The organism is Tenuifilum sp., from assembly GCF_037481895.1.
GTDB lineage: Bacteria > Bacteroidota > Bacteroidia > Bacteroidales > Tenuifilaceae > Tenuifilum > Tenuifilum osseticum.
The window spans coordinates 33,718-53,095 of sequence record NZ_JBBFKU010000017.1; the positions used below are offsets into that span (position 1 = coordinate 33,718).

16 protein-coding genes are annotated in these 19,378 nt (G+C 41.5%); 14 read left to right on the forward strand and 2 right to left on the reverse strand.

All coding sequences use genetic code 11. The features are described from left to right. Position 1 precedes the first annotated feature (1 nt). The 9 genes from WHS63_RS06785 to speA all read left to right on the forward strand — a co-directional run bounded on the left by WHS63_RS06785 (position 2) and on the right by speA (position 9,947). Complete coding sequence (locus WHS63_RS06785; protein WP_445204458.1) at positions 2-919, forward strand: OadG family transporter subunit; 918 nt, start codon at positions 2-4, stop codon at positions 917-919. Between the two features lie 24 nt (positions 920-943). Then, positions 944-1,381 carry an acetyl-CoA carboxylase biotin carboxyl carrier protein gene (locus WHS63_RS06790; RefSeq protein WP_445204459.1) on the forward strand — a complete coding sequence of 146 codons (438 nt, stop codon included), beginning with the start codon at positions 944-946 and terminating at the stop codon, positions 1,379-1,381. Positions 1,382-1,383: 2 nt separating this feature from the next. Next, positions 1,384-2,547 carry a sodium ion-translocating decarboxylase subunit beta gene (locus tag WHS63_RS06795; RefSeq protein ID WP_445204460.1) on the forward strand — a complete coding sequence of 388 codons (1,164 nt, stop codon included), beginning with the start codon at positions 1,384-1,386 and terminating at the stop codon, positions 2,545-2,547. A 130-nt stretch (positions 2,548-2,677) separates the two neighbouring features. Further along, positions 2,678-3,205: an RNA polymerase sigma factor gene (locus WHS63_RS06800; RefSeq protein ID WP_445204461.1), complete on the forward strand. Its 528-nt coding sequence runs from the start codon at positions 2,678-2,680 to the stop codon at positions 3,203-3,205. Positions 3,206-3,212: 7 nt separating this feature from the next. Beyond that, entirely contained in the window at positions 3,213-3,728 is a 516-nt protein-coding gene (locus tag WHS63_RS06805; protein ID WP_445204462.1) for a hypothetical protein, read from the forward strand. Between the two features lie 29 nt (positions 3,729-3,757). Further along, on the forward strand, positions 3,758-4,834 hold the full coding sequence (locus WHS63_RS06810; protein WP_445204463.1) for a hypothetical protein: 1,077 nt from the start codon (positions 3,758-3,760) through the stop codon (positions 4,832-4,834). 123 nt (positions 4,835-4,957) lie between these two features. After that, entirely contained in the window at positions 4,958-5,770 is an 813-nt protein-coding gene (pgeF, locus tag WHS63_RS06815) for a peptidoglycan editing factor PgeF (RefSeq protein WP_445204464.1), read from the forward strand. 181 nt (positions 5,771-5,951) lie between these two features. Further along, the gene (locus tag WHS63_RS06820) at positions 5,952-7,886 is read left to right on the forward strand and encodes an OmpA family protein (protein WP_445204465.1); all 1,935 of its coding nucleotides are present in this window, start codon (positions 5,952-5,954) and stop codon (positions 7,884-7,886) included. 168 nt (positions 7,887-8,054) lie between these two features. Beyond that, on the forward strand, positions 8,055-9,947 hold the full coding sequence (gene speA, locus WHS63_RS06825) for a biosynthetic arginine decarboxylase (protein ID WP_445199877.1): 1,893 nt from the start codon (positions 8,055-8,057) through the stop codon (positions 9,945-9,947). A 1,203-nt stretch (positions 9,948-11,150) separates the two neighbouring features. Here the strand turns inward: speA and WHS63_RS06830 are convergent. Both WHS63_RS06830 and WHS63_RS06835 read right to left on the reverse strand, forming a co-directional pair. Next, a complete protein-coding gene (locus tag WHS63_RS06830) occupies positions 11,151-12,527 on the reverse strand; it encodes a TlpA family protein disulfide reductase (RefSeq protein ID WP_445204466.1) in 1,377 nt (458 codons plus the stop codon). A gap of 8 nt (positions 12,528-12,535) precedes the next feature. Further along, positions 12,536-15,751, reverse strand: a complete 3,216-nt coding sequence (locus WHS63_RS06835; RefSeq protein ID WP_445204467.1) for a PAS domain S-box protein — start codon at positions 15,749-15,751, stop codon at positions 12,536-12,538. 201 nt (positions 15,752-15,952) lie between these two features. Between WHS63_RS06835 and WHS63_RS06840 the strand changes: the two genes are divergently transcribed. From WHS63_RS06840 to WHS63_RS06860, 5 genes are all read left to right on the forward strand, one after another. Continuing rightward, positions 15,953-16,429, forward strand: a complete 477-nt coding sequence (locus WHS63_RS06840) for a hypothetical protein (protein ID WP_445204468.1) — start codon at positions 15,953-15,955, stop codon at positions 16,427-16,429. Between the two features lie 84 nt (positions 16,430-16,513). Continuing rightward, on the forward strand, positions 16,514-16,936 hold the full coding sequence (locus WHS63_RS06845; RefSeq protein ID WP_445204469.1) for a hypothetical protein: 423 nt from the start codon (positions 16,514-16,516) through the stop codon (positions 16,934-16,936). 904 nt (positions 16,937-17,840) lie between these two features. Further along, a complete protein-coding gene (locus WHS63_RS06850) occupies positions 17,841-18,008 on the forward strand; it encodes a hypothetical protein (RefSeq protein ID WP_445204470.1) in 168 nt (55 codons plus the stop codon). A 98-nt stretch (positions 18,009-18,106) separates the two neighbouring features. Then, complete coding sequence (locus tag WHS63_RS06855) at positions 18,107-18,520, forward strand: hypothetical protein (RefSeq protein ID WP_445204471.1); 414 nt, start codon at positions 18,107-18,109, stop codon at positions 18,518-18,520. A 411-nt stretch (positions 18,521-18,931) separates the two neighbouring features. Next, on the forward strand, positions 18,932-19,354 hold the full coding sequence (locus tag WHS63_RS06860; RefSeq protein WP_369490177.1) for an Hsp20/alpha crystallin family protein: 423 nt from the start codon (positions 18,932-18,934) through the stop codon (positions 19,352-19,354). The last annotated feature ends 24 nt before the right edge of the window (positions 19,355-19,378 follow it).

Below are 19,378 nucleotides of genomic sequence, written 5' to 3' on the forward strand. Positions count from 1 at the left end.
AATGATGAAAATAAAAAGATTGATTTTGGCTACAGTCCTTGTAGTTCTGGGGGGTGTTAGCGTAAACGCACAAAGCGTTTACGACCTCCGCATTAACGAGGTGATGTTAACTAACAAAACGAACTACATTGATAGCTATGGTGAGCGAAGTGCATGGATTGAGATAGTAAATACGGGCTACAACAGTGTTAACGTTGCAGGTTGTTTCCTTACCAACGACATCTCAAACCCCATGAAATATCGTATTCCATCGGCCGATCCCATCACGCTCATACCGCAACAGCAGTATTTGGTGTTTTTTGCCGATGGTAAAAGCGTTCATGGTACATTACACTTGAATTTTACACTTGACAGCATCAACCGTTTTGTGGCACTTATTGCACCCGATGGCCGTACTCTGATTGATAGTGTTACCTTACCTGCAATTGGTATAGATAAGTCGTTTGTACGATTGCCTAACGGAAAAGGGGAATGGCGGATTAGCGAACTTGCTACCCCAAACTCTACCAATGAACTTTTTGAGACTCATGTATCAACTGGTGAAAGGTTTGTAAAGTTTGACCCCTTTGGCGTAATTATGGCAATCATAGCAATGTCGGTTGTGTTCACTGCTTTACTAGTGCTATACCGTCTTTTTAAGTTGACTGCCAGGTTGGTTCAAAAGCCTATTCGCATTGAATTCCGAAAGTCAAAAGTTGCCAAGGCAGAGGCAGTGGAAGAAGTGGCTGAAGAGATTCCGGGTGAGGTTTTTGCAGCCATATCAGCTGCGCTATACTTCTATGAAACAGAAAAGCACGACCATGAATCAACTGTACTTACCATTGAGCGTGTTTCGCGCCGCTACTCGCCCTGGAGTTCAAAGCTTTATGGTTTGCAACAAACTCCAAATCGCATTTTAGTTCATAGGAAATTGAATTAGTTAAAACGCTAACAATCAGTCAAAATGAAAGATTTTAAGTTCAAGATAAATGGCAACGAGTATGTAGTTCATATCTCGAATGTTGAGGGGAACATAGCAGAACTCGAAGTGAATGGAACGCCATACAGGGTGGAGCTCGATAAGGAGCTTAAGCAAACTAAAACGCCTAAACTTATTCGACCTGAGGCTGTGCCTGCAACCGACTCGCATCCCGCAGTAGCTAAGACAGTTAGCCCTGGTTCAGCTACCTCGGGTGCTGTTAAATCGCCACTGCCAGGCGTTATACTTGATGTGCTTGTTAAGCCTGGTGACCATGTGAAAGTGGGACAGCGCTTGCTCGTACTTGAAGCCATGAAAATGGAAAACAACATCGATTCCGATAAGGAAGGGAAAGTTGTTGAGGTTAAGGTTCGAAAGGGCGATTCGGTTCTTGAAGGTGATACACTTGTAATAATTGGTTAGCCATGGAGCAAAGCGGAAGTTTTTTCTCGTTCCTGTTGGATAACTTAACCCAGTTCTTATCCTTTACCGGTTTTGCCAACTTCACTGTTGGTCACGGTATTATGATTGTAGTGGGATTAATTTTTATTTACCTTGCCATTGCCAAGGAGTTTGAGCCCATGCTTCTGGTTCCAATTGGGTTTGGTATTATTGTTGGAAATATTCCATTCACTCCGGGTTATCAGATAGGAGTTTATGAAAGTGGAAGCGTTTTAAACTACCTATACTTTGGCGTGCTTAAAGGAGTTTATCCACCGCTGATATTCTTGGGTATTGGGGCTATGACCGACTTTAGTGCGCTAATTTCAAACCCCAAGCTTATGTTAATTGGAGCTGCTGCTCAGCTTGGTATTTTTGGGGCCTATATGCTTGCCCTGTTACTTGGCTTTTCGCCGCAAGAGGCTGGTGCGATTGGTATTATTGGTGGTGCCGATGGACCAACGGCAATCTTCCTTTCGTCAAAGTTAGCCCCAGAACTTATGGGTGCCATTGCCATATCGGCATACTCATACATGGCGTTGGTGCCTGTAATCCAGCCACCCGTGATGAAACTCCTTACTACACAGAAAGAACGTTTAATCCGAATGAAACCACCCAGACAGGTTTCAAAGCTTGAAAAAATTATGTTCCCAGTTATTGGTATGCTGCTCACCACTTTCATTGTACCCTCAGGCTTACCATTGCTGGGAATGCTCTTCTTTGGAAACCTATTAAAGGAAAGTACTGTTACCAAGCGTTTGGCCGATACCGCCAAGGGGCCAATGATTGATATAGTTACCATTCTTATTGGTTTAACTGTTGGTGCATCAACCCAGGCCACTACTTTCCTTACCCCTAAATCGGTTGGTATTTTTGCGCTTGGCGCAGCCTCGTTTGTGGTGGCAACCTTTGGTGGAGTGATGTTTGTTAAGTTTTTAAACCTATTCCTTAAAGAGGGGAATAAGATTAACCCATTAATTGGTAATGCGGGTGTTTCTGCGGTTCCTGATAGTGCCCGTGTATCGCAAGTGGTAGGCTTGGAGTACGATAAAACTAACCATCTACTCATGCATGCCATGGGGCCCAATGTTGCAGGTGTTATCGGTAGCGCTGTTGCTGCTGGTATCCTGCTTAGCTTCCTTGCCTAAAACATAAGTATCCAGTGATATAAAGCCCCGGTAACGGGGCTTTTTTGTTTTTTCAACTTTTTTTGTTCTGCAATGCAGCAAAAGACATTAACTTGCAGTCTATATAGTAGATTTTGGTTTTATCGGGTTTATGGATATTTCAGGGCAGCTAGTTGAACGGTGTCGACGTGGCGACAGTAAAGCTCAATTTGAACTTTACAAGCTATATGCCAATGCCATGTTTAGCGTGAGCTGCAGGATTATCACCGATAAAATGGAGGCCGAAGATGCCATGCAAGAAGCGTTCTTTAAAGCATTCGACAAGATTGATACCTTCAGAAATGAGGTGACTTTTGGGGCTTGGCTTAAGCGTATTGTTATCAATACCTGTATTGACCATTTAAAACGTAAGCGTTTGCTCACCGTTTCCATTGACGATACTCCCGGGGTATCGGTTCAGGCAAGCGATGACGACTATAGCCCCGAATCGGTTGAAGAGGTAAAGGTTGCCATGCAAAAGCTGCCCGAAGGCTACCGATTGGTTCTCACCCTTCACCTTATTGATGGTTATGAGTACGATGAAATTGCCGAAATGCTTGGTATTGCCCAATCAACTGTCCGTTCACAGTTTGTAAGGGCCAAACAAAGGCTGATAGAGTTGGTTAAAAACAGAAAGTAGGTTTGCTATGTCAAATATCGAGAGATTTATCAGGGAAAACAGCGAGGAATTCGAATTCCAAGAGATGCTACCAGGGCATGAGGAGCGCTTCATGCAAAGGTTAAAACAAAAGCATCGCTCGCTAACCGTTCGTACTTACCTAATGGCTGCTGCTACTGTTGCTGTTATTGTAGCAATTACGGGGGCAATTAGCCTTTACTACAATTACCATTATGGTGCCGACATTGCTAGGTACTTCACCAGTCCTGAGTCAAAACAGCTTTACGAGGTTGAGGCATACTACCGTAGCCAGTTGCTCAGGAAGTATCGCTCAATTGAGAAAATTGCTCATGTAGATGAGCAAATGCTGCCCTCGCCCGAGCAACTATTTGGTGAATCGCTAGCTGATAAGCCCCTGCTAAAATCTGAGATATCAGCTAATCCAAGGAGCGATGTTGCCTTGGGCGCAATCATTCAGAGTTACCAGATTCGACTGGAAACCATGGAACGCGTTGAACAAGCTTTAAAACAGGCTCGAGAGTAAAAAAGTAGAAATCATTAAACTCAAACAATATGAAAAGTATTAGGTTTTTTCCGGTTGTTCTGTTGCTGCTTGTTGCTAATAGCGTATTAGCAAAAGTAATCCCTCAGACCAAGGAGTATAGCAAGGAATTCCAGGTTACCGATAAATCCAAATTGGTGGTTGAGAATAGGTTTGGTCAAGTAAACATCCAGAACTGGGATAAAAGTGCTATATCAATTTACGTTCAGGTTAAGGTTGACAATTCAAATGCAACCAGGGCCAAAGCCTTACTCGACGCCATTGAAGTTGAGCTTAGCCAGGAAGGTGATGTGGTAAAAGCCACTACCTCATTCAATGAGGAGTTCAAAAGGTCAAACCGCAGAATGTTCGAAATGTCGAGCGATGAGTTGTCCATTGACTATACAATTAAAATGCCCAAGAATGTTGATGTTCAGATAGAGAATAAATTTGGCGATATCTATATCAATGAGCTAAACAGCCATCTTGCAGTAGAGTTGAAGTATGGTAATATCAAGATTGATAAGCTAACCCGGGGAGACTCCGAATCCCTCAATACCATTGATGTAAGCTATGGTAATGCATCTATTGTTGAGGCCAACTGGATTAAGACCCAGTTGAAGTATGGTAAACTCGAAGTGCAGAAACTGGTTGCAGGGGTTGTTCTATCGCGATACTCAAAAATTAGCCTGTCGAACGTAAGCTCGTTAGTATTGGATTCCAAGTACGATAAGTATGAAATTGGACAGGTAAACAATCTGGTTGGTGAGTCGGGATATACGGTTTTTAATATCGATGCCCTCAATAAAAAGTTTAACCTCAACGCCAAGTATGGTGATGTTAAGATTGCATCGGTAGATGCTAATTTTGAAAACATCAACTTTAACGCTGCCTATACCGGATTAAAAGCTTCAATTCCAGCTGGAACATCATATTTGCTGAATGCAAATGTATCGTACGGGAAGGTTAATACTGGTAACGTACCAAGCAGGCTTAATCGCATTGAGGGGAATACAACGGTTGAGCTATCGGGAGTTGTAGGCGAGTCAGCTAACCCAAAGGCAAGGGTAGACATTAACATGAAGTACGGTAATGCAACGCTCTACTAGTGTCCCACCATTCATACCTAAAACCTAACATTTAGATGCTAAAATCCGACAGTTCGTCGGATTTTATTATTGGTGGCCGATTTTTAGTTACTTTTGTTACATACAAAAAAGTAAGAACAGCGAATGCCATTAATCTACAAAGATATTCTGTACTTCAAGTTCGATAATTTAACGCAATACCAATCGGCAATCACTCACTTTGTTTCGTCGCGCATTGGTTGCTGGGATGATGAGGATTTTACAATTGGTTTGAATGGTTACTTGGACAATAAAATTGTCCTTAGGAATAGGGAGTACCTTGCAATCAAGTTTGGATTCAAGCCAGCCGATTTTGTTTTTGCTGAGCAGGTGCATGGGGTTAAGGTTGAGGTTGTTACGCCAATGCAAAAGGGGAAAGGGGCTTTTAGCAAAAACGATGCCCTTCAGCATTCCGATGCATGGATAACCAACTACCCGGGAATTTGTCTTGTAGCCCAGGCTGCCGATTGCGTTCCCATTCTTTTCTACGACCCGGTGAATAATGCAATAGGTGCAGCCCATGCGGGCTGGAAGGGAACGGTTAATCGAATTGCAGCAAATGTGGTAAAGGCTATGATTAGCGAGTACGGAACAAACCCCGCCAACCTTTTAGTAGGAATAGGCCCTTCGGCAGGGCCATGCTGCTACGAAGTGGGCGATGATGTTATTTCAGTTGTTAATAAAGAGTTTCCCCCAAAGTACGATCTTTTACTATACTATCCCGATAGGGAAAAGCCTGTTCTTGACCTTTGGCGTGCAAATCTTTATGCATTATTAGAGGTTGGTGTACCTGAGGGTAATATTGAACTAGCTGGTTTATGTACCATTTGCAATAACCATGTATTCTTCTCGGCTCGCTGTGGCGATAGAGGCAGGTTTGGCGGTGCCATAATGCTTAATGTGCTTGGCCAGAATTAACCTTTGTCTATTTCTTATTGCTGGAAGTGGTTTGGGTTGAATTTTACATCTTGAATAGCCAGGAGGATATCACTTTAGGCTCTGGTAAATTTTTCACGCATAAGTTCTAAGCTATCAACTTGGTGTCATTTTCGAAAACAATGATTACCTTTATTTCGTATCAAAAATATAGAGGTAAGTTATGCAGGCTACACGATATATTATAGTTATTTTTACCCTTGTGCTTTGTCAGCTGAGTGTAAATGCACAGAGTGTCAAGAAAAAGTATACAATAAGTAATAAACGAGTAATTGAACAGTACGAAAAAGCTCTGAGTTCATTTGACCGTTACGATTATATCACAGCTAAAAAGTTGCTAGTTGAATGTGTTCAGAAAGAGCCAAAGTTTATTGAGGCATACCTCGTGCTTTCCCAGGTTTACATGGAAATGGGGGAGCTTAACTTAGCCATTGAGAGTATTCTGAAAGCCCAATGCATCGATAAAGATTTTCATCCAAGAGCCTACTACATTTTGGGGTTGCTTTACTTTTCATCAGGGGATTACCAAAAGGCGCTCAACAGCTTCGAAACTTTTTTGACATACAAAGATAAAAGGGCAACCATGAACGATTCGGCACGCAAAATGATTGAGAAGTGCCAGTTTGCCCTAAATCAGATTGCCAACCCGGTTCCTTTTGTACCAAAAAATATAGGCGATGGGGTTAATTCCGATTTGGATGAGTACTGGCCAAGCCTTTCGGTCGATGAGCGTACACTGGTTTATACCGTTCGCTTACCCAAGAATCCCGATAGGGGAATCAAGGGAACCAAGTGGCAGGAAGACCTTTACATTTCCTACAGAAATGAGGACGGTCAATGGGGTAGAGGAGAGCCTGTAAAATCGCCCCTGAACACTGAGTTTAATGAGGGAGCCCAAGCGGTTTCGTCCGATGGCAAGACCATATACTTTACAATTTGTCGCGGAGTATGTAATTTATACCAATCGGTTCTAGAACCCGATGGATTTTGGAGTTTGCCGCAGAAATTACCTCCTACCATAAATTCTGAAAGGTATTCGGAAAAGCAGCCATCCATCTCCCCCGATGGTAAAACGCTATACTTTGTAAGTAATAGGCCGGGTGGCCTTGGTAAGTTCGATATATGGAAGTCAGAGCTTAAGCCTGATGGTACCTGGGGAAACCCGGTGAATTTGGGTGATGTGATTAATACCGACGAGAGCGAACAATCGCCATTCATTCATTTCGATAATAAAACTCTATACTTTTCATCGTCGGGGCATATGGGGATGGGCGGTCACGATATCTTTGTAAGCCGGCTCGATAGTAACGGAGCCTGGACAAAGCCAGTCAATTTGGGCTATCCAATTAACACCCATCGCGATGAGGATGGCTTAATTGTCAATGCTAGGGGCAACATAGCCTACTACTCCACTGACATCAAACCGGAAAATGGACGAGATGTTTTCACCTTTGAACTATACCCGGAGGTGCGTCCCACTCCAACATCGTATGTTGTTGGTACTGTGCGAAACAGTAAAACCCTTGAGCCAGTTGAGGCGAGCATTAAGCTGGTCGATTTAAAGCTTGATAGGGTTGTAATGGATATAGTTTCGGCATTGAAGCGTGAGTTCCTGGTTTGCCTACCAGTAAGCAATAGGTACGGTTTGTTTGTTTCGGCACCGGGGTATCTTTTCCATTCCGAGCATTTCGATTTGACAGAATACTACTCTTTCGATAAGCCATTAAAGCTTGATGTTCTACTGCAACCCATTGAAAAGGATGAGGTGATAACCCTCAGGAATATCTTTTTTGCATTTGACTCGTACGAGCTTTTACCCGAATCGAGACCTGAGCTAAACTACCTGTTGGACATTCTTAAGCGTAACCCCGAAATGAGGATTGAGATTAGCGGGCACACTGACGATACGGGAAGTGCCGAGTACAACCTGAAGCTATCCGAGCAGCGCGCAAAAGCAGTGGCCGACTACCTAATTTCGCAAGGGGTTGATTTGGCAAGGCTGAAGTGGGTTGGGTATGGTAAAGGCAAACCAGTTGCTCCTAACAGTACACCTGAGGGTAGGGCGCTGAACCGCAGAACGGAGGTCAAAATTCTTTAGGTGGCTTATGGTTTTATATGAGTTGACATTATTTAACGGTTTTGAACCATATTTCTCATTACTGTATTGTAATTGTTGAAATAACAATATAACTTCGCAAGCCTTAAAAGTTTAATAGCAAGATACTGTATGATAGATGTTTAACTTAGCAATATCTGGTAAAGAGAGATGAGAAAATGGCGCATTGAGGATTCAGCCGAACTCTACAATATCAACGGCTGGGGGGTAAAGTACTTTTCGATTAACGAAAAGGGAAATGTAGTGGTTACCCCAAAAAGTAATGGCGTGGAGATTGACCTGCGCGAACTGGTTGATGAGTTACAGGTTCGCGATGTGGCTGCGCCCATGCTAATTCGTTTCACCGATATTCTCGACAATAGAATCGAGGATATGTCGCGCTCGTTCAAGCAGGCAGCCGAGGAGTACGGCTACCAGGGTAAAAACTTCATCATTTACCCCATTAAGGTTAACCAGATGCGCCCTGTGGTTGAGGAGATTATCAACCACGGTAAAAAGTTTAATATTGGACTGGAGGCTGGCTCAAAGCCAGAGCTTCATGCAGTTATTGCAAGTAACCCCGATAACGAGTCGCTGATTATCTGCAACGGGTACAAGGATGAGGATTACATTGAGTTGGCTCTGCTTGCCCAAAAGATGGGGAAAAAGATATTTATTGTAGTTGAAAAGCTCAATGAGCTGAAGGTAATCAATAAAGTCTCACAGCGACTTAAAATTAAGCCAAACCTTGGCATTAGGATTAAGTTGGCTAGCTCCGGTAGTGGCAAATGGGAGGAGTCAGGTGGCGATGTCAGCAAGTTCGGGTTAACATCCAGTGAGCTCCTACAAGCTCTGGATTTTCTGGATAAGAATGACCTAAAGGGTAGCTTAAAGCTGGTTCACTTCCACATTGGAAGCCAGGTAACCAAAATCAGGCGTATAAAAATTGCCTTGCGCGAGGCATCGCAGTTTTACGTTCAGCTTCGCTTAATGGGCTATAACGTAGAATTTGTTGATATTGGTGGTGGACTAGGTGTTGACTACGATGGAACCCGCTCATCAAACAGCGAAAGTAGCATTAACTATAGCCTTCAGGAGTACGTAAACGACTCGGTATCAACCCTGGTTGATGCCAGCGATAAAAATAACATTCCGCACCCCAATATCATTACTGAGTCTGGCAGGTCGTTAACTGCACATCACTCCGTGCTCATTTTTGAGGTACTGGAAACTGCTTCGCTTCCCTCGTGGGATGAGGATGATGAGCTACCGGCCGATGCCCATGAGCTGGTGGTGGAACTTTATGAGCAGTGGAGCAAGCTAAACCAGTCCAGAATGCTTGAAACCTGGCACGATGCCCAGCAAATCAGGGAGGAGGCTCTCGACCTGTTTAGCCTTGGCATGCTCGATCTTAAAACCCGTGCGCAAATCGAAAAGCTTTTCTGGTCAATTGCCCGCGAAACCTTTGAGATGACCTCACAGCTTAAGCATATACCCGATGAACTAAAATCGTTGCCTAAACTCTTAGCCGATAAGTATTTCTGTAATTTTTCGCTGTTCCAGTCGCTGCCCGATGCCTGGGCTATCGATCAGGTGTTCCCCATTATGCCCATACAACGCTTAAACGAAAAACCCGACAGGGTTGCCACCATACAGGATGTAACCTGCGACTCCGATGGTAAGATTGATAACTTTATTTCAACCAAAAATATTTCATATTTCCTACCGGTTCACTCCATCAAGTCCAACGATTCCTATTACATTGGAGTATTCCTTGTAGGTGCTTACCAGGAAATACTGGGTGACCTCCACAACCTGTTTGGCGATACCAATGCTGTTCACGTATCGGTTGACGATGAAGGGTATAGCATTGATCAAATAATTGATGGCGAAACTGTAGCTGAGGTGTTGGAGTATGTACAGTACAACCCAAAGAAAATGGTTCGTACCCTGGAAACCTGGGTTACCAGCTCGGTTAAAGCTGGGGTTATTTCGCCTAAGGAAGGAAAGGAATTCTTGTCCAATTACCGTTCAGGCTTATATGGGTACACTTACCTTGAGTAGAATGTTGTTCTAAGTTGATATGAAAGCCCACATTAGTGGGCTTTTTTCTTTTCTGGTTTCAAATTCGTTAATTGAAAAAATCAATTGAAGAATCGACTAACAAAATCTAATCATCTCGTAACTTCGGAATGAAAGATTTTGATAAATCGGGATTATCTCGATAATTATTTAATTTTTATTGTGTGTATTGACTAATCTCTTCAAAAAGCTTACTGTGCTCCTGTTTTTTTTAGTTTCGATGAGTTAGTTAATTCAGAGCACTTGGATTGTTAAGGTTTACACTGCGTAACAATTTGAAAGTAATTTAGTTGATGCTGATAATTGTTTGTTGTAAGTAAAAACAGAATTCAGTCTTCATGTCATGCTGAGCCCAGTCGAAGCATCTCTTAGTACCTTCAACTCTTCTTTAATGCGATTCCTCAACCAACACGGGGTACCCATCGGGTCGGGCTTTTCAGCCTTGATTTTCTTTGGTTCTTTCTTGTATCAAGACAAGAAAGAACGTATAAATCACTCTTTGCCATGCCTTTCCGTTGCGATGCAACGCTTCCCCCTTGCTCCTTGGATTTTGCATTGCGTGCATCGCCAAAAATTTTGAATACCACAACACCCAGGGTTAAAACCCTGGGCTAATTCTATTTGCCCCTTCAGGGCGAATAATGCACGCGTCTGGAGACGCTCGCTAACAGGTGGGGTTACAGATATTACGCCCCTACGGGGCTGGAAACGTTGCTCATTGTTGTTTGTGAATCGTTATCCGCGAATACCGTATCATTCACTCTGTGAAACAACGTGTTACATTGTGTAACTCTGTGATACCAGTTTAGTTGATGGTTGTTAGCAGAAGAGAATTTAGCCCTGATGTCATGCTGAGCTAGCCGAAGCATCACTTTGTACCTTCATTCACTTTTTTTAATGTGATTTCTCGATACTGCCTATCCCGTATATCAGGACTAGACACCGTTTAACTTTTAACGTTTAACGGCTCACGGCTCACGGCTCATGGTTCACGGTTCATGGTTCACGGTTCACGTTTAACGGACTAGAGATTCTTCTAACTTCCTCTAAATCCATCATATTCTTCTTATTCTGATTCATTTCGATTCATTCCGAATCATTCCGACTTATTCAGGTTCATTCCAGCTCATTCCTCTAAAATCAGGCAAGTCGGATTGTTAATTCATGGAACTTCTGTTTAGCTAATTACAGGTTCTTTTCAAGAAAAACTTTAACGTGTTCAGGCGTAGATGGGCGCGATAGAATATTCAGCTTTTTATCAACTATAAACATTTTAGGGGTTTCGTCAACATTGTATTTTAAAATCACCTTACTATTGCTATCGTAGGAGATTCTGATATTCTTCCAGTGCAGCTCATTTTGTTTGATGAAGTTTTGAAAGGCATCGTCCTCATCGTCAATGCATATTGCTATAACATCAAAGCCTTTACCCTGGTATTGCTTATAGGTTTTATAGATTTGTGGTACGCTTTCGATGCAGTGGGGGCACCAAACTGACCAGAATAGAACCAAAGTGTATTTTGATGTGCTATTTGATAGTTTTATCGATTTTTTCTGACCCGCAGGCTTAAATGAAAAGTCGAATGCTTTTTTCCCGGGCATTAGCCCCGCTTCAAGGACAAGTTTTGCTTTGAGTTCGGGGTCGTTAAAAATGGGGCAGATCGTATTTTCGTTCAGCTGCTGTAGCGTTGATATCACTCCATAGTAGTCCGACTCAGCAAAACCGTTACAAAGTGAGTTTAGTAGTAACGATTTAATTTCGGAATGCATGGGCAGGTTAAATAGTTTTTGGATGTATTCCGATAAAACGGAGTCCTGTTCTTCCTTGGTATAGCTGCCCTCGCATAGCAGGTTTTCCAGGTAATCCCATAACCGGGGAATAAGTCTAGGCAAAAAACGTATGTCGGGATTGGTAAGGTCAATTCCTTGCCACCATATTTCGGATAGCTCTTTTTTCACTGAGCATTCATCGCCCTGAGTAATCGGTTGGGGTGTCAGCTCAAGCCTTATGGCTGACGATACCAGCGAACTATTGGCTTTTGAAGCAAGCGCATTACCCTGCATATACAGGTCGAAGGCTGTTCGTTGATGCTCGTTTTCGAGCATTTGGCTAAACATAGTTGGTTCAGTATAATACTTTCGGAGCGATTCTATTAGCCACATTTTTTGCTCAGCCTTTTGCCTTAGCTTTCGGAAGTTTATAAAAACTTCGTTCTCGGCCGATTGTTTTACCTTTAAGCTATCCTCAACGGCAAAGGAATAGGTTTCAAAGCGCACAATAGTATCGGTTGAAACAATAAAATCGAACGAGGCCCCTTTCCCTACCGATACCTTGTAAATTCCTTTAGGTGTATCTGCAGGGACACTAAAAGTGTAAACACCATCGGGGGTTGGTTTGCACGAGTCCACTTCAATCAGATTTTTACCCTCGTAACGCGATACTATTGCCGTGCTACCAATGGATTGGTGAACCTTTAGCTCAACCCTTACTTGTGCATGACATGTAATTGAAATTGCTGCAATTACCGTTGATGCCAATACCGATAAATGATTTTTACCCATATTTTACGCTATTTAAGCAGATACTTTGCCAGTTTACTTTTTAGTTCCTGAGGTTTGAATGGTTTAAGCACAAAATCGTTCATACCGATGCCAAAAATACGTTGCTGCACATCGAGTAAAGCCGAGGCACTAAGGGCAATTATTGGAATTGAGGCTTTGGCCTTATTGTGTAGCTTGCGGATGGCCTTAGCTGCCTCGTATCCGTTCATTTCGGGCATTTCAAGGTCCATTAGAATTAAATCGAAATCATTCTGTGCTAAACAGCTCAAGGCCTCACGCCCATTGCTTGCATGCTCAAAATCGATACCCCAGTTGGTGAGGAAACGTTTAACAATGAACGTGTTGAGTTCGTTATCCTCAACAATCAGAACCCGATGTTTCCCGGGTGGAATATTAATCTCTACTGTATCATCGGTGGGCTGAACTGTTCCAACTTTGAACGGGATGGTAAAAAAGAAACTTGACCCTTTGCCTTCATCGCTTTCAAGGCTAATTTCACCACCCATCAGTTTTACAATTCTTTGGGAGATGGCTAGACCTAAACCAGTGCCGGTAGCTCTAAACTTACCCTCATGTACCTGGGTAAACTCATTAAAAATATCAACCTGCATTTTCTTAGGAATTCCAATGCCGGTATCGGATACAGTAAAACTAATTGTACTGATTTCCTTGTTTTTTTCAACAAGTTTGGCGGTGAAGCTAATTTCGCCCTTCTCAGTAAATTTTATGGCATTCCCAATAAGGTTGGTAAGAACCTGATTTAAACGAACCCGGTCGCCAATGAGTGGGGTGGGAATATTGGTGTCAATGTTATAGGTCAGGGTTAAACCCTTGCTCGATGCCATTTTAGCAAAAGTGCTGTATAGCCCTTTAAACAAATCGTTGATGTCAAAGTTGGATTGCAGCAAATCGAGCTTATCGGCTTCAATTTTACTGTAATCTAGTATGTCGTTCAGGAGCGAAAGTAGATTCTCAGCTGCGTACTTAAGGGAGTTTAGGTTGTCGACCTGCTCAGGTTTTGGATCCTCATCAATTAAAAGGTTTGCCATACCTATTATGGCGTTCATAGGCGTACGAATTTCATGGCTCATGGTTGAAAGGAACTTTTCCTTAGCTTGGCTTGCCTGTTCGGCAAGTTCTTTGGCTTTACGGAGTTGTTCCTCGTTCAGGTGCGACTCGTATGAGGCCGACAGGATATTTGACATGGTTAAAAGGAAATCCCTGTCGTCGGCGGCTTTAACCTTATCGCCGTAAGGGTAGTCAACTGCAAAAATACCTTGGCATTTCTCTTTTACACGAATGGGGAATAGCAGTAAGTGTTGGCTGTTGGTTAATTTTTTAAGGTTGTCGTACGAGGGCATGGTTGAGCCGGAAATGTCGAAAATTACTTTGTTTTCCTGCTGGAAATGTGAAGTAATGCTGGTGTAGTTATCGGAGTAGTATACCCGGAGTGGTTCAGCCAAATCATTAGCCGTACTTGAACAACACGTAAAAATATCAAAATCACTTTCACTACCAATAAGGATAAAGGCCTTTCGTAAGCCAATTTCGCTTACAATAAGGTTTAACGATTCGTTTGCCTGCTTTGAAAAAGGTAGGTTTGTGTTAAAAACGTACGAAACCTTTGTGAGCAGTATTTGCCGGTCGAGGTGTTTCTGGATTTTTATTTGGTTAATTTTTTGGTCGGTTATTTTTCGTGCTATCCCAGTAATGGCAATTACCTTTTTGTTCACATTAAACACAGGTGTTAGCTGAAATTCCCACCATTCCTCAATTCTGCGTTCACCTTCACGAATCTCCCATTTTACAGTTTGCTTGCTTTTTAGCACTTCGTTTTCCTTCTGTTTGAGAATATCGAGAAGTGGCGAGGGCCAAGGTTCGGTATCTACCTTGCCCAAAACTTGATCATCGGTGATTCCAAAGTGGTTGGTGAACTTTTTGTTCACTAGCAAATAGCCACATTTGCTATCCTTGAGCCAGGCAATGAAAGGTAAATTATCAATTGTCCCTCTTAGCTGTGCTCTACTACGGGCAAGCTCTTCCTCAACCTGTTTACGGTAGGTTATATCGCTCATGGCAACAAGCAAGCAATCGGTGCCCTGTATGTTGATAATCTCAGCGGAGAGAAGCGTTGTAAAGGTTTCACCCTTTTTATTAACTATTTCCACCTCTATTTTATCGACCCTGTTCTCCCGCTTTACAGCATCAATCAGCTCATTGCGCCGCTCAATCTGCTTAAATATTCTAAGTTCCGATGATTTTTGCCCAATAACTTCAGAGTAATCGTATCCTACCTTTTCCAAAAACGCTCTGTTTGCATCAATATATATGCCCTCGTTAAGGGTGCTAATGGTCATCATTACAGCACCGGAATTGAATGCTTTAAAGAACTTTTCTTCCGATTGCTTTATGGCCGCTTCGGCCTCAATGCGTTCAGTAATGTCACGTGCAATAACAAATACTACATCGCGCTTGCGCCAGTAGCCTTTTATCATTCTAACCTCAAGCGGGAGAGGCTTTCCGTTTTTACGCACAAACTCAGTGATGTATAGTTTGCGGTCGCCATCAAAAACTTCCATAAGCGAGGTTATGGCTATTCCCCTTTCACTCTCGGCATGTAGTTTAACAAACGACTCAAGCAGTATCTCATGTTCATGGTATCCAAGGGCGCTCAGAACGGCGTTATTTATTTGTACAATATTGTAGTTGTGGTTAACGATAAAAACTAAATCGCCAAAGGCGTTTACGAGCATGCTCAGGTTCTGCTCCTGGTTGGCCATGCTCTCCTCTGCTTCCTTTTGTTGGGTAATGTCGTAACTAGTACATAGGAGTGCCGGCGATTCCTGCCAATCAATTATTGAAAAAATGGTTTTAATCCATTTTAGCTCGTTATAGCGGGTTAGAATACGCAGGGTAAAGCTGTTGGATGTGTGCTTGCGGATTTCGGCAAAATCGTTGTTGAACAGTATTTTAACCAGCTTTCTGTCCTTGGGGTGAACCACGTCAAGGAAAAGTATTTCGTTGAGTTCCTCCTGTGCATAGCCGGTAAGCTTAGTGAAACTTGGATTGGCAAAAACAACCCTAAAGTTCTGGATTAGGTATATGCTGCTCTCGTTCTGAAAGATTAAGGGTATCAGAAGGTTGGAATCAAAATTATCCCAATTATGGTAGGAGTTATTATTTTGGCTATCAGAGCTCATACTTACCGTGGCAAAATCCCGCAAAAGTTACAAAAAAATGTTTACAGTTTGTTGCTTTGCATAATTTGGCCTCTTGTTCATATCATTAAAATTATTATTTTAGTGAAAAAAATGGGGTTACAGATTTTCTCTTTTAAATCTTCGCTAAAACAAAATAAACCTCAAAATTTAAAAAAAACGATGATATTGATAATTTAATTGATTTTTATTCAAATCTTTAATATTGTGATAATCAAAAAGATTGCTTCTTACATTGTGATAGCAACTATATTTTTCTTCCTTACTAATGCCAGTTGTGATAAAACAGAATGTGGAGAGTTCTGGTTTATAAACCGTACTACACATAGGGTGAAAATTAATTCATATGCATATTTCGGTTTAATAACTGATATGAGTTATGAAATACAGCAAATTGATTCCATATCAAAAGTTACCTGCGACATGGGTATGCCTTCGAATCCTTTTACATCAAACTATTTTCAGGTAGATTCTATAGTTATTGTGTTTGATGATACTCTTTCAATAAACACATTTAAATATTTAGAATACAATCCCATGAACTTTAAAGCTCGGAAAAAGAATACGTTTGTTTATGAAATTACCGATTCGCTTTATCGCAAAACGCTTGAGGTTAACGGGTACTCAAGTAAAATAGTTTCCCTACCAGTAAACGGAGGGGGGACTTTAACTCAATTTGATTAGTTAAGAACCAAAATTACTAGGTAAAAGAATCAAGGGGCTTATTAATAAAAAAAACGTGCTAACTTTTTAAAACCTTTAAAAGCGATGAAAGCATATAAATTATACCTATTTGCTGTAATTGTATCCTTTCTTAATTCTTGTGGAGATAAGGATGTATGTGAAGATTACAGGTTTGAAAATGCCACGGATCATAGGGTGTATATCCGGTCCTGCTGCGGGGCAGCAACCGATAGCAATACATCCCTTAGCATAGGCCCTAAGAGTAGCGCTACATTAACCAGTTGTGCTTTAGGATATTCTGATTTTTTATATAATAGATTAAGCGGCTGTGTAGTGGATAGAGTGCTCATTATTTTTGATGATACTCTAGAACTTAATACACGGGATTTTGGGGAGTTTGACTTGCTAAACTGGGATAATTATCAGCGCAAGAATAAGGAATATATTTACGAAATAAATCAACTGCACTACCAAAAAGCGCTTGAGGTTAACGGGTACTTAAGGTAAAACGGTCTCCCTGCCAGTAAAAGGCAGGGAGCGGAGGGTCTCAGGCAAGGATTCATAATGAAAATCTATGAAAATATTTAATTTGTTAATCCTATGAGAACGTTCTTCAAATTATTAATATCAGTTGGGTTAATCGTGATATTTTCACATGCCAGTTGTGATAAAGAAGTCTGCGGTGATTGGTGGTTTGTAAATACGACCGAACATAAAATATCTGTTGATGTATATTGTTTTGGCAGTATCAGTACTGAATTATCATTCTCATTAATGCCTAATGATTCCCTAAAACAAATAACATGTGACATAGGGTCTTCACCACCGCCATTCGTTTCGAGTACTTGCAGAATAGATTCAATACTGTTAGTTTTTGATGATACTCTAGTATTTAATACCTTAAATTATTGGGAATTCAATCCAGAGAACATTGAGAAGTGGGAGAATTACAACAGGAAAAGTAATAAAAAGTATAACTTTACCGAGTCGCACTACCAAAAAGCGCTAGAGGTGAACGGGTACTTAAGGTAGGATTGTATCCCTGTCGGTAAACGGCAGGAGGACTTTAACACAATTTGATTAGTTAAGAACCAAAATTACTGGGCAAAAGACTCAAGGGGCCTATTAATAAAAAACTTGCAAACTTTTTTAAAATTTTAAAGCGATGAAAGTTTATAAATTATACCTATTTGCTGTGTTTGCATCACTTTTTTATTCGTGTGATAAAAGTGTATGTGAAGATTACAAGTACGTAAATGCCACGGATCATAGGGTATATATCCGGTCCTGCTGCGGGGAAGCAACTGACAGCAAGACATCCCTTAGCATTGGACCTAAGAGTAGCGCTACATTAACCAGTTGTGGTTTAGGATATGCTCAATTCGTATATAATGGAGTTAGTAGATGTGCAGTGGATAAAGTAATAATTATTTTTGACGATACGCTGGAGTTCAACACGCAGGAGTTTTGGGAGTTTGACCTATTAAATCCTTTAAATTACCAGCGCAGGAATAAGGAGTACATTTACGAAATAAATCAACTGCACTACCAAAAAGCGCTTGAGGTGAACGGGTATTAAAGTAGGACTGTATCCCTGCCGGGAAACAGCGGGGAGCGAAGGGTCTCAGGCAAGGATTCATAATGAAAATCTATGAAAATATTTAATTTGTTAATCCTATGAGAGCGTTTTTCAAATTATTAATATCAGTTGGGTTAATCGTGATATTTTCACATGCCAGTTGTGATAAGTGGGTTTGTGGAGATAACTGGTTCGTAAATAAAACAATGCATAAGATAAATGTGAATGTGTATTGTCATGGTGAAGCGAATAATGAATTATCGTTTCACATTGCGCCTTATGATTCAATAAATAGAATTACTTGTGGGTTGGGTGGGCCTGTCGACCCGTTTACTTCAAATACCTGCGGCCCTGATTCAATTTTAGTTGTTTTTAATGATACTATTCCATTAAATACTTTTAGGTATTTGGAATACAACCCCATGAATCTTAAAAAAATCGGTAAAACTAAGTTTAGGTATGAGTTCACTGAAATGCACTACCAAAAAGCGCTTGAGGTGAACGGATATTAAGGTAGGGCTGTCTCCCTGCCAGTAAACGGCAGAGAGCGAAGGGGCTCAGGCAAGTATGAAATAAAAAAGAGCAAAAAAGATGCTTCAGCGGGTTCAGCATGGCAGAATGATGTTTAGGCGGAGTTTATTCCGAAATGTCGGGAATCAACAGGGCACTATCCCTAACTTAACGACATTGAAATTGCGTTTACAAACAAAATCAATGAAATTTAAAACAAGCCAATCAATCTCACCTAATTCATATTGATTGGGTTAGAGTCAATTTTATACTTTTCTATGACAAATTGACCTTTGTTTTACAAGTTTTATGAAAAATTGACACGAATAAAGGGTTGGCATACGGTTTGAAAAATGTTAGGTGAAAGCATTGATGTCTAACCAAAAAAAAGGGAGGGTAAAACTATGATGCCAATGTTACGTCGCAGAAGCACTCTACCAAGTCTGGTAGATGAGTTCTTTGGGGATGATTTCATCAGCCGTTTCTTTGACGACAGCGAGAGTGTAACAATCCCTTCGGTAAACATCAAGGAGGGGAAGGACGATTACACCATTGAGGTGGCTGCTCCCGGGTTCGACAAGAAGGACTTTAAGGTTGACTTGAACAACAACGTGCTGGAGATCTCCAGCGAGAAAGAGGTTAAGGAGGAGAATAAGGACGAAAAGGTAATGCGTCGTGAGTTCCGTTACTCCTCATTCAAAAGGTCGTTCACCTTACCCGATACAGCCGACACCGATAAGATTAAAGCTTCGTACAAGGACGGCATCTTAAGCATTATCATCCCAAAGAAGGAAGAAGCTAAGGTTAAACCCGTTCGTCAGATCTCGATTTCGTAATGGGTATCAGGCAAAAAAAAGCCC

Excerpts from the sequence above, each read along its gene's own strand:
- WHS63_RS06785 (WP_445204458.1), top strand. The coding sequence starts at position 2 with ATGATGAAAATAAAAAGATTGATTTTGGCTACAGTCCTTGTAGTTCTG.
- WHS63_RS06790 (WP_445204459.1), top strand. The coding sequence starts at position 944 with ATGAAAGATTTTAAGTTCAAGATAAATGGCAACGAGTATGTAGTTCAT.
- WHS63_RS06795 (WP_445204460.1), top strand. The coding sequence starts at position 1,384 with ATGGAGCAAAGCGGAAGTTTTTTCTCGTTCCTGTTGGATAACTTAACC.
- WHS63_RS06800 (WP_445204461.1), top strand. The coding sequence starts at position 2,678 with ATGGATATTTCAGGGCAGCTAGTTGAACGGTGTCGACGTGGCGACAGT.
- WHS63_RS06805 (WP_445204462.1), top strand. The coding sequence starts at position 3,213 with ATGTCAAATATCGAGAGATTTATCAGGGAAAACAGCGAGGAATTCGAA.
- WHS63_RS06810 (WP_445204463.1), top strand. The coding sequence starts at position 3,758 with ATGAAAAGTATTAGGTTTTTTCCGGTTGTTCTGTTGCTGCTTGTTGCT.
- pgeF (WP_445204464.1), top strand. The coding sequence starts at position 4,958 with ATGCCATTAATCTACAAAGATATTCTGTACTTCAAGTTCGATAATTTA.
- WHS63_RS06820 (WP_445204465.1), top strand. The coding sequence starts at position 5,952 with ATGCAGGCTACACGATATATTATAGTTATTTTTACCCTTGTGCTTTGT.
- speA (WP_445199877.1), top strand. The coding sequence starts at position 8,055 with ATGAGAAAATGGCGCATTGAGGATTCAGCCGAACTCTACAATATCAAC.
- WHS63_RS06830 (WP_445204466.1), bottom strand. The coding sequence starts at position 12,527 with ATGGGTAAAAATCATTTATCGGTATTGGCATCAACGGTAATTGCAGCA.
- WHS63_RS06845 (WP_445204469.1), top strand. The coding sequence starts at position 16,514 with ATGAAAGCATATAAATTATACCTATTTGCTGTAATTGTATCCTTTCTT.
- WHS63_RS06855 (WP_445204471.1), top strand. The coding sequence starts at position 18,107 with ATGAGAGCGTTTTTCAAATTATTAATATCAGTTGGGTTAATCGTGATA.
- WHS63_RS06860 (WP_369490177.1), top strand. The coding sequence starts at position 18,932 with ATGTTACGTCGCAGAAGCACTCTACCAAGTCTGGTAGATGAGTTCTTT.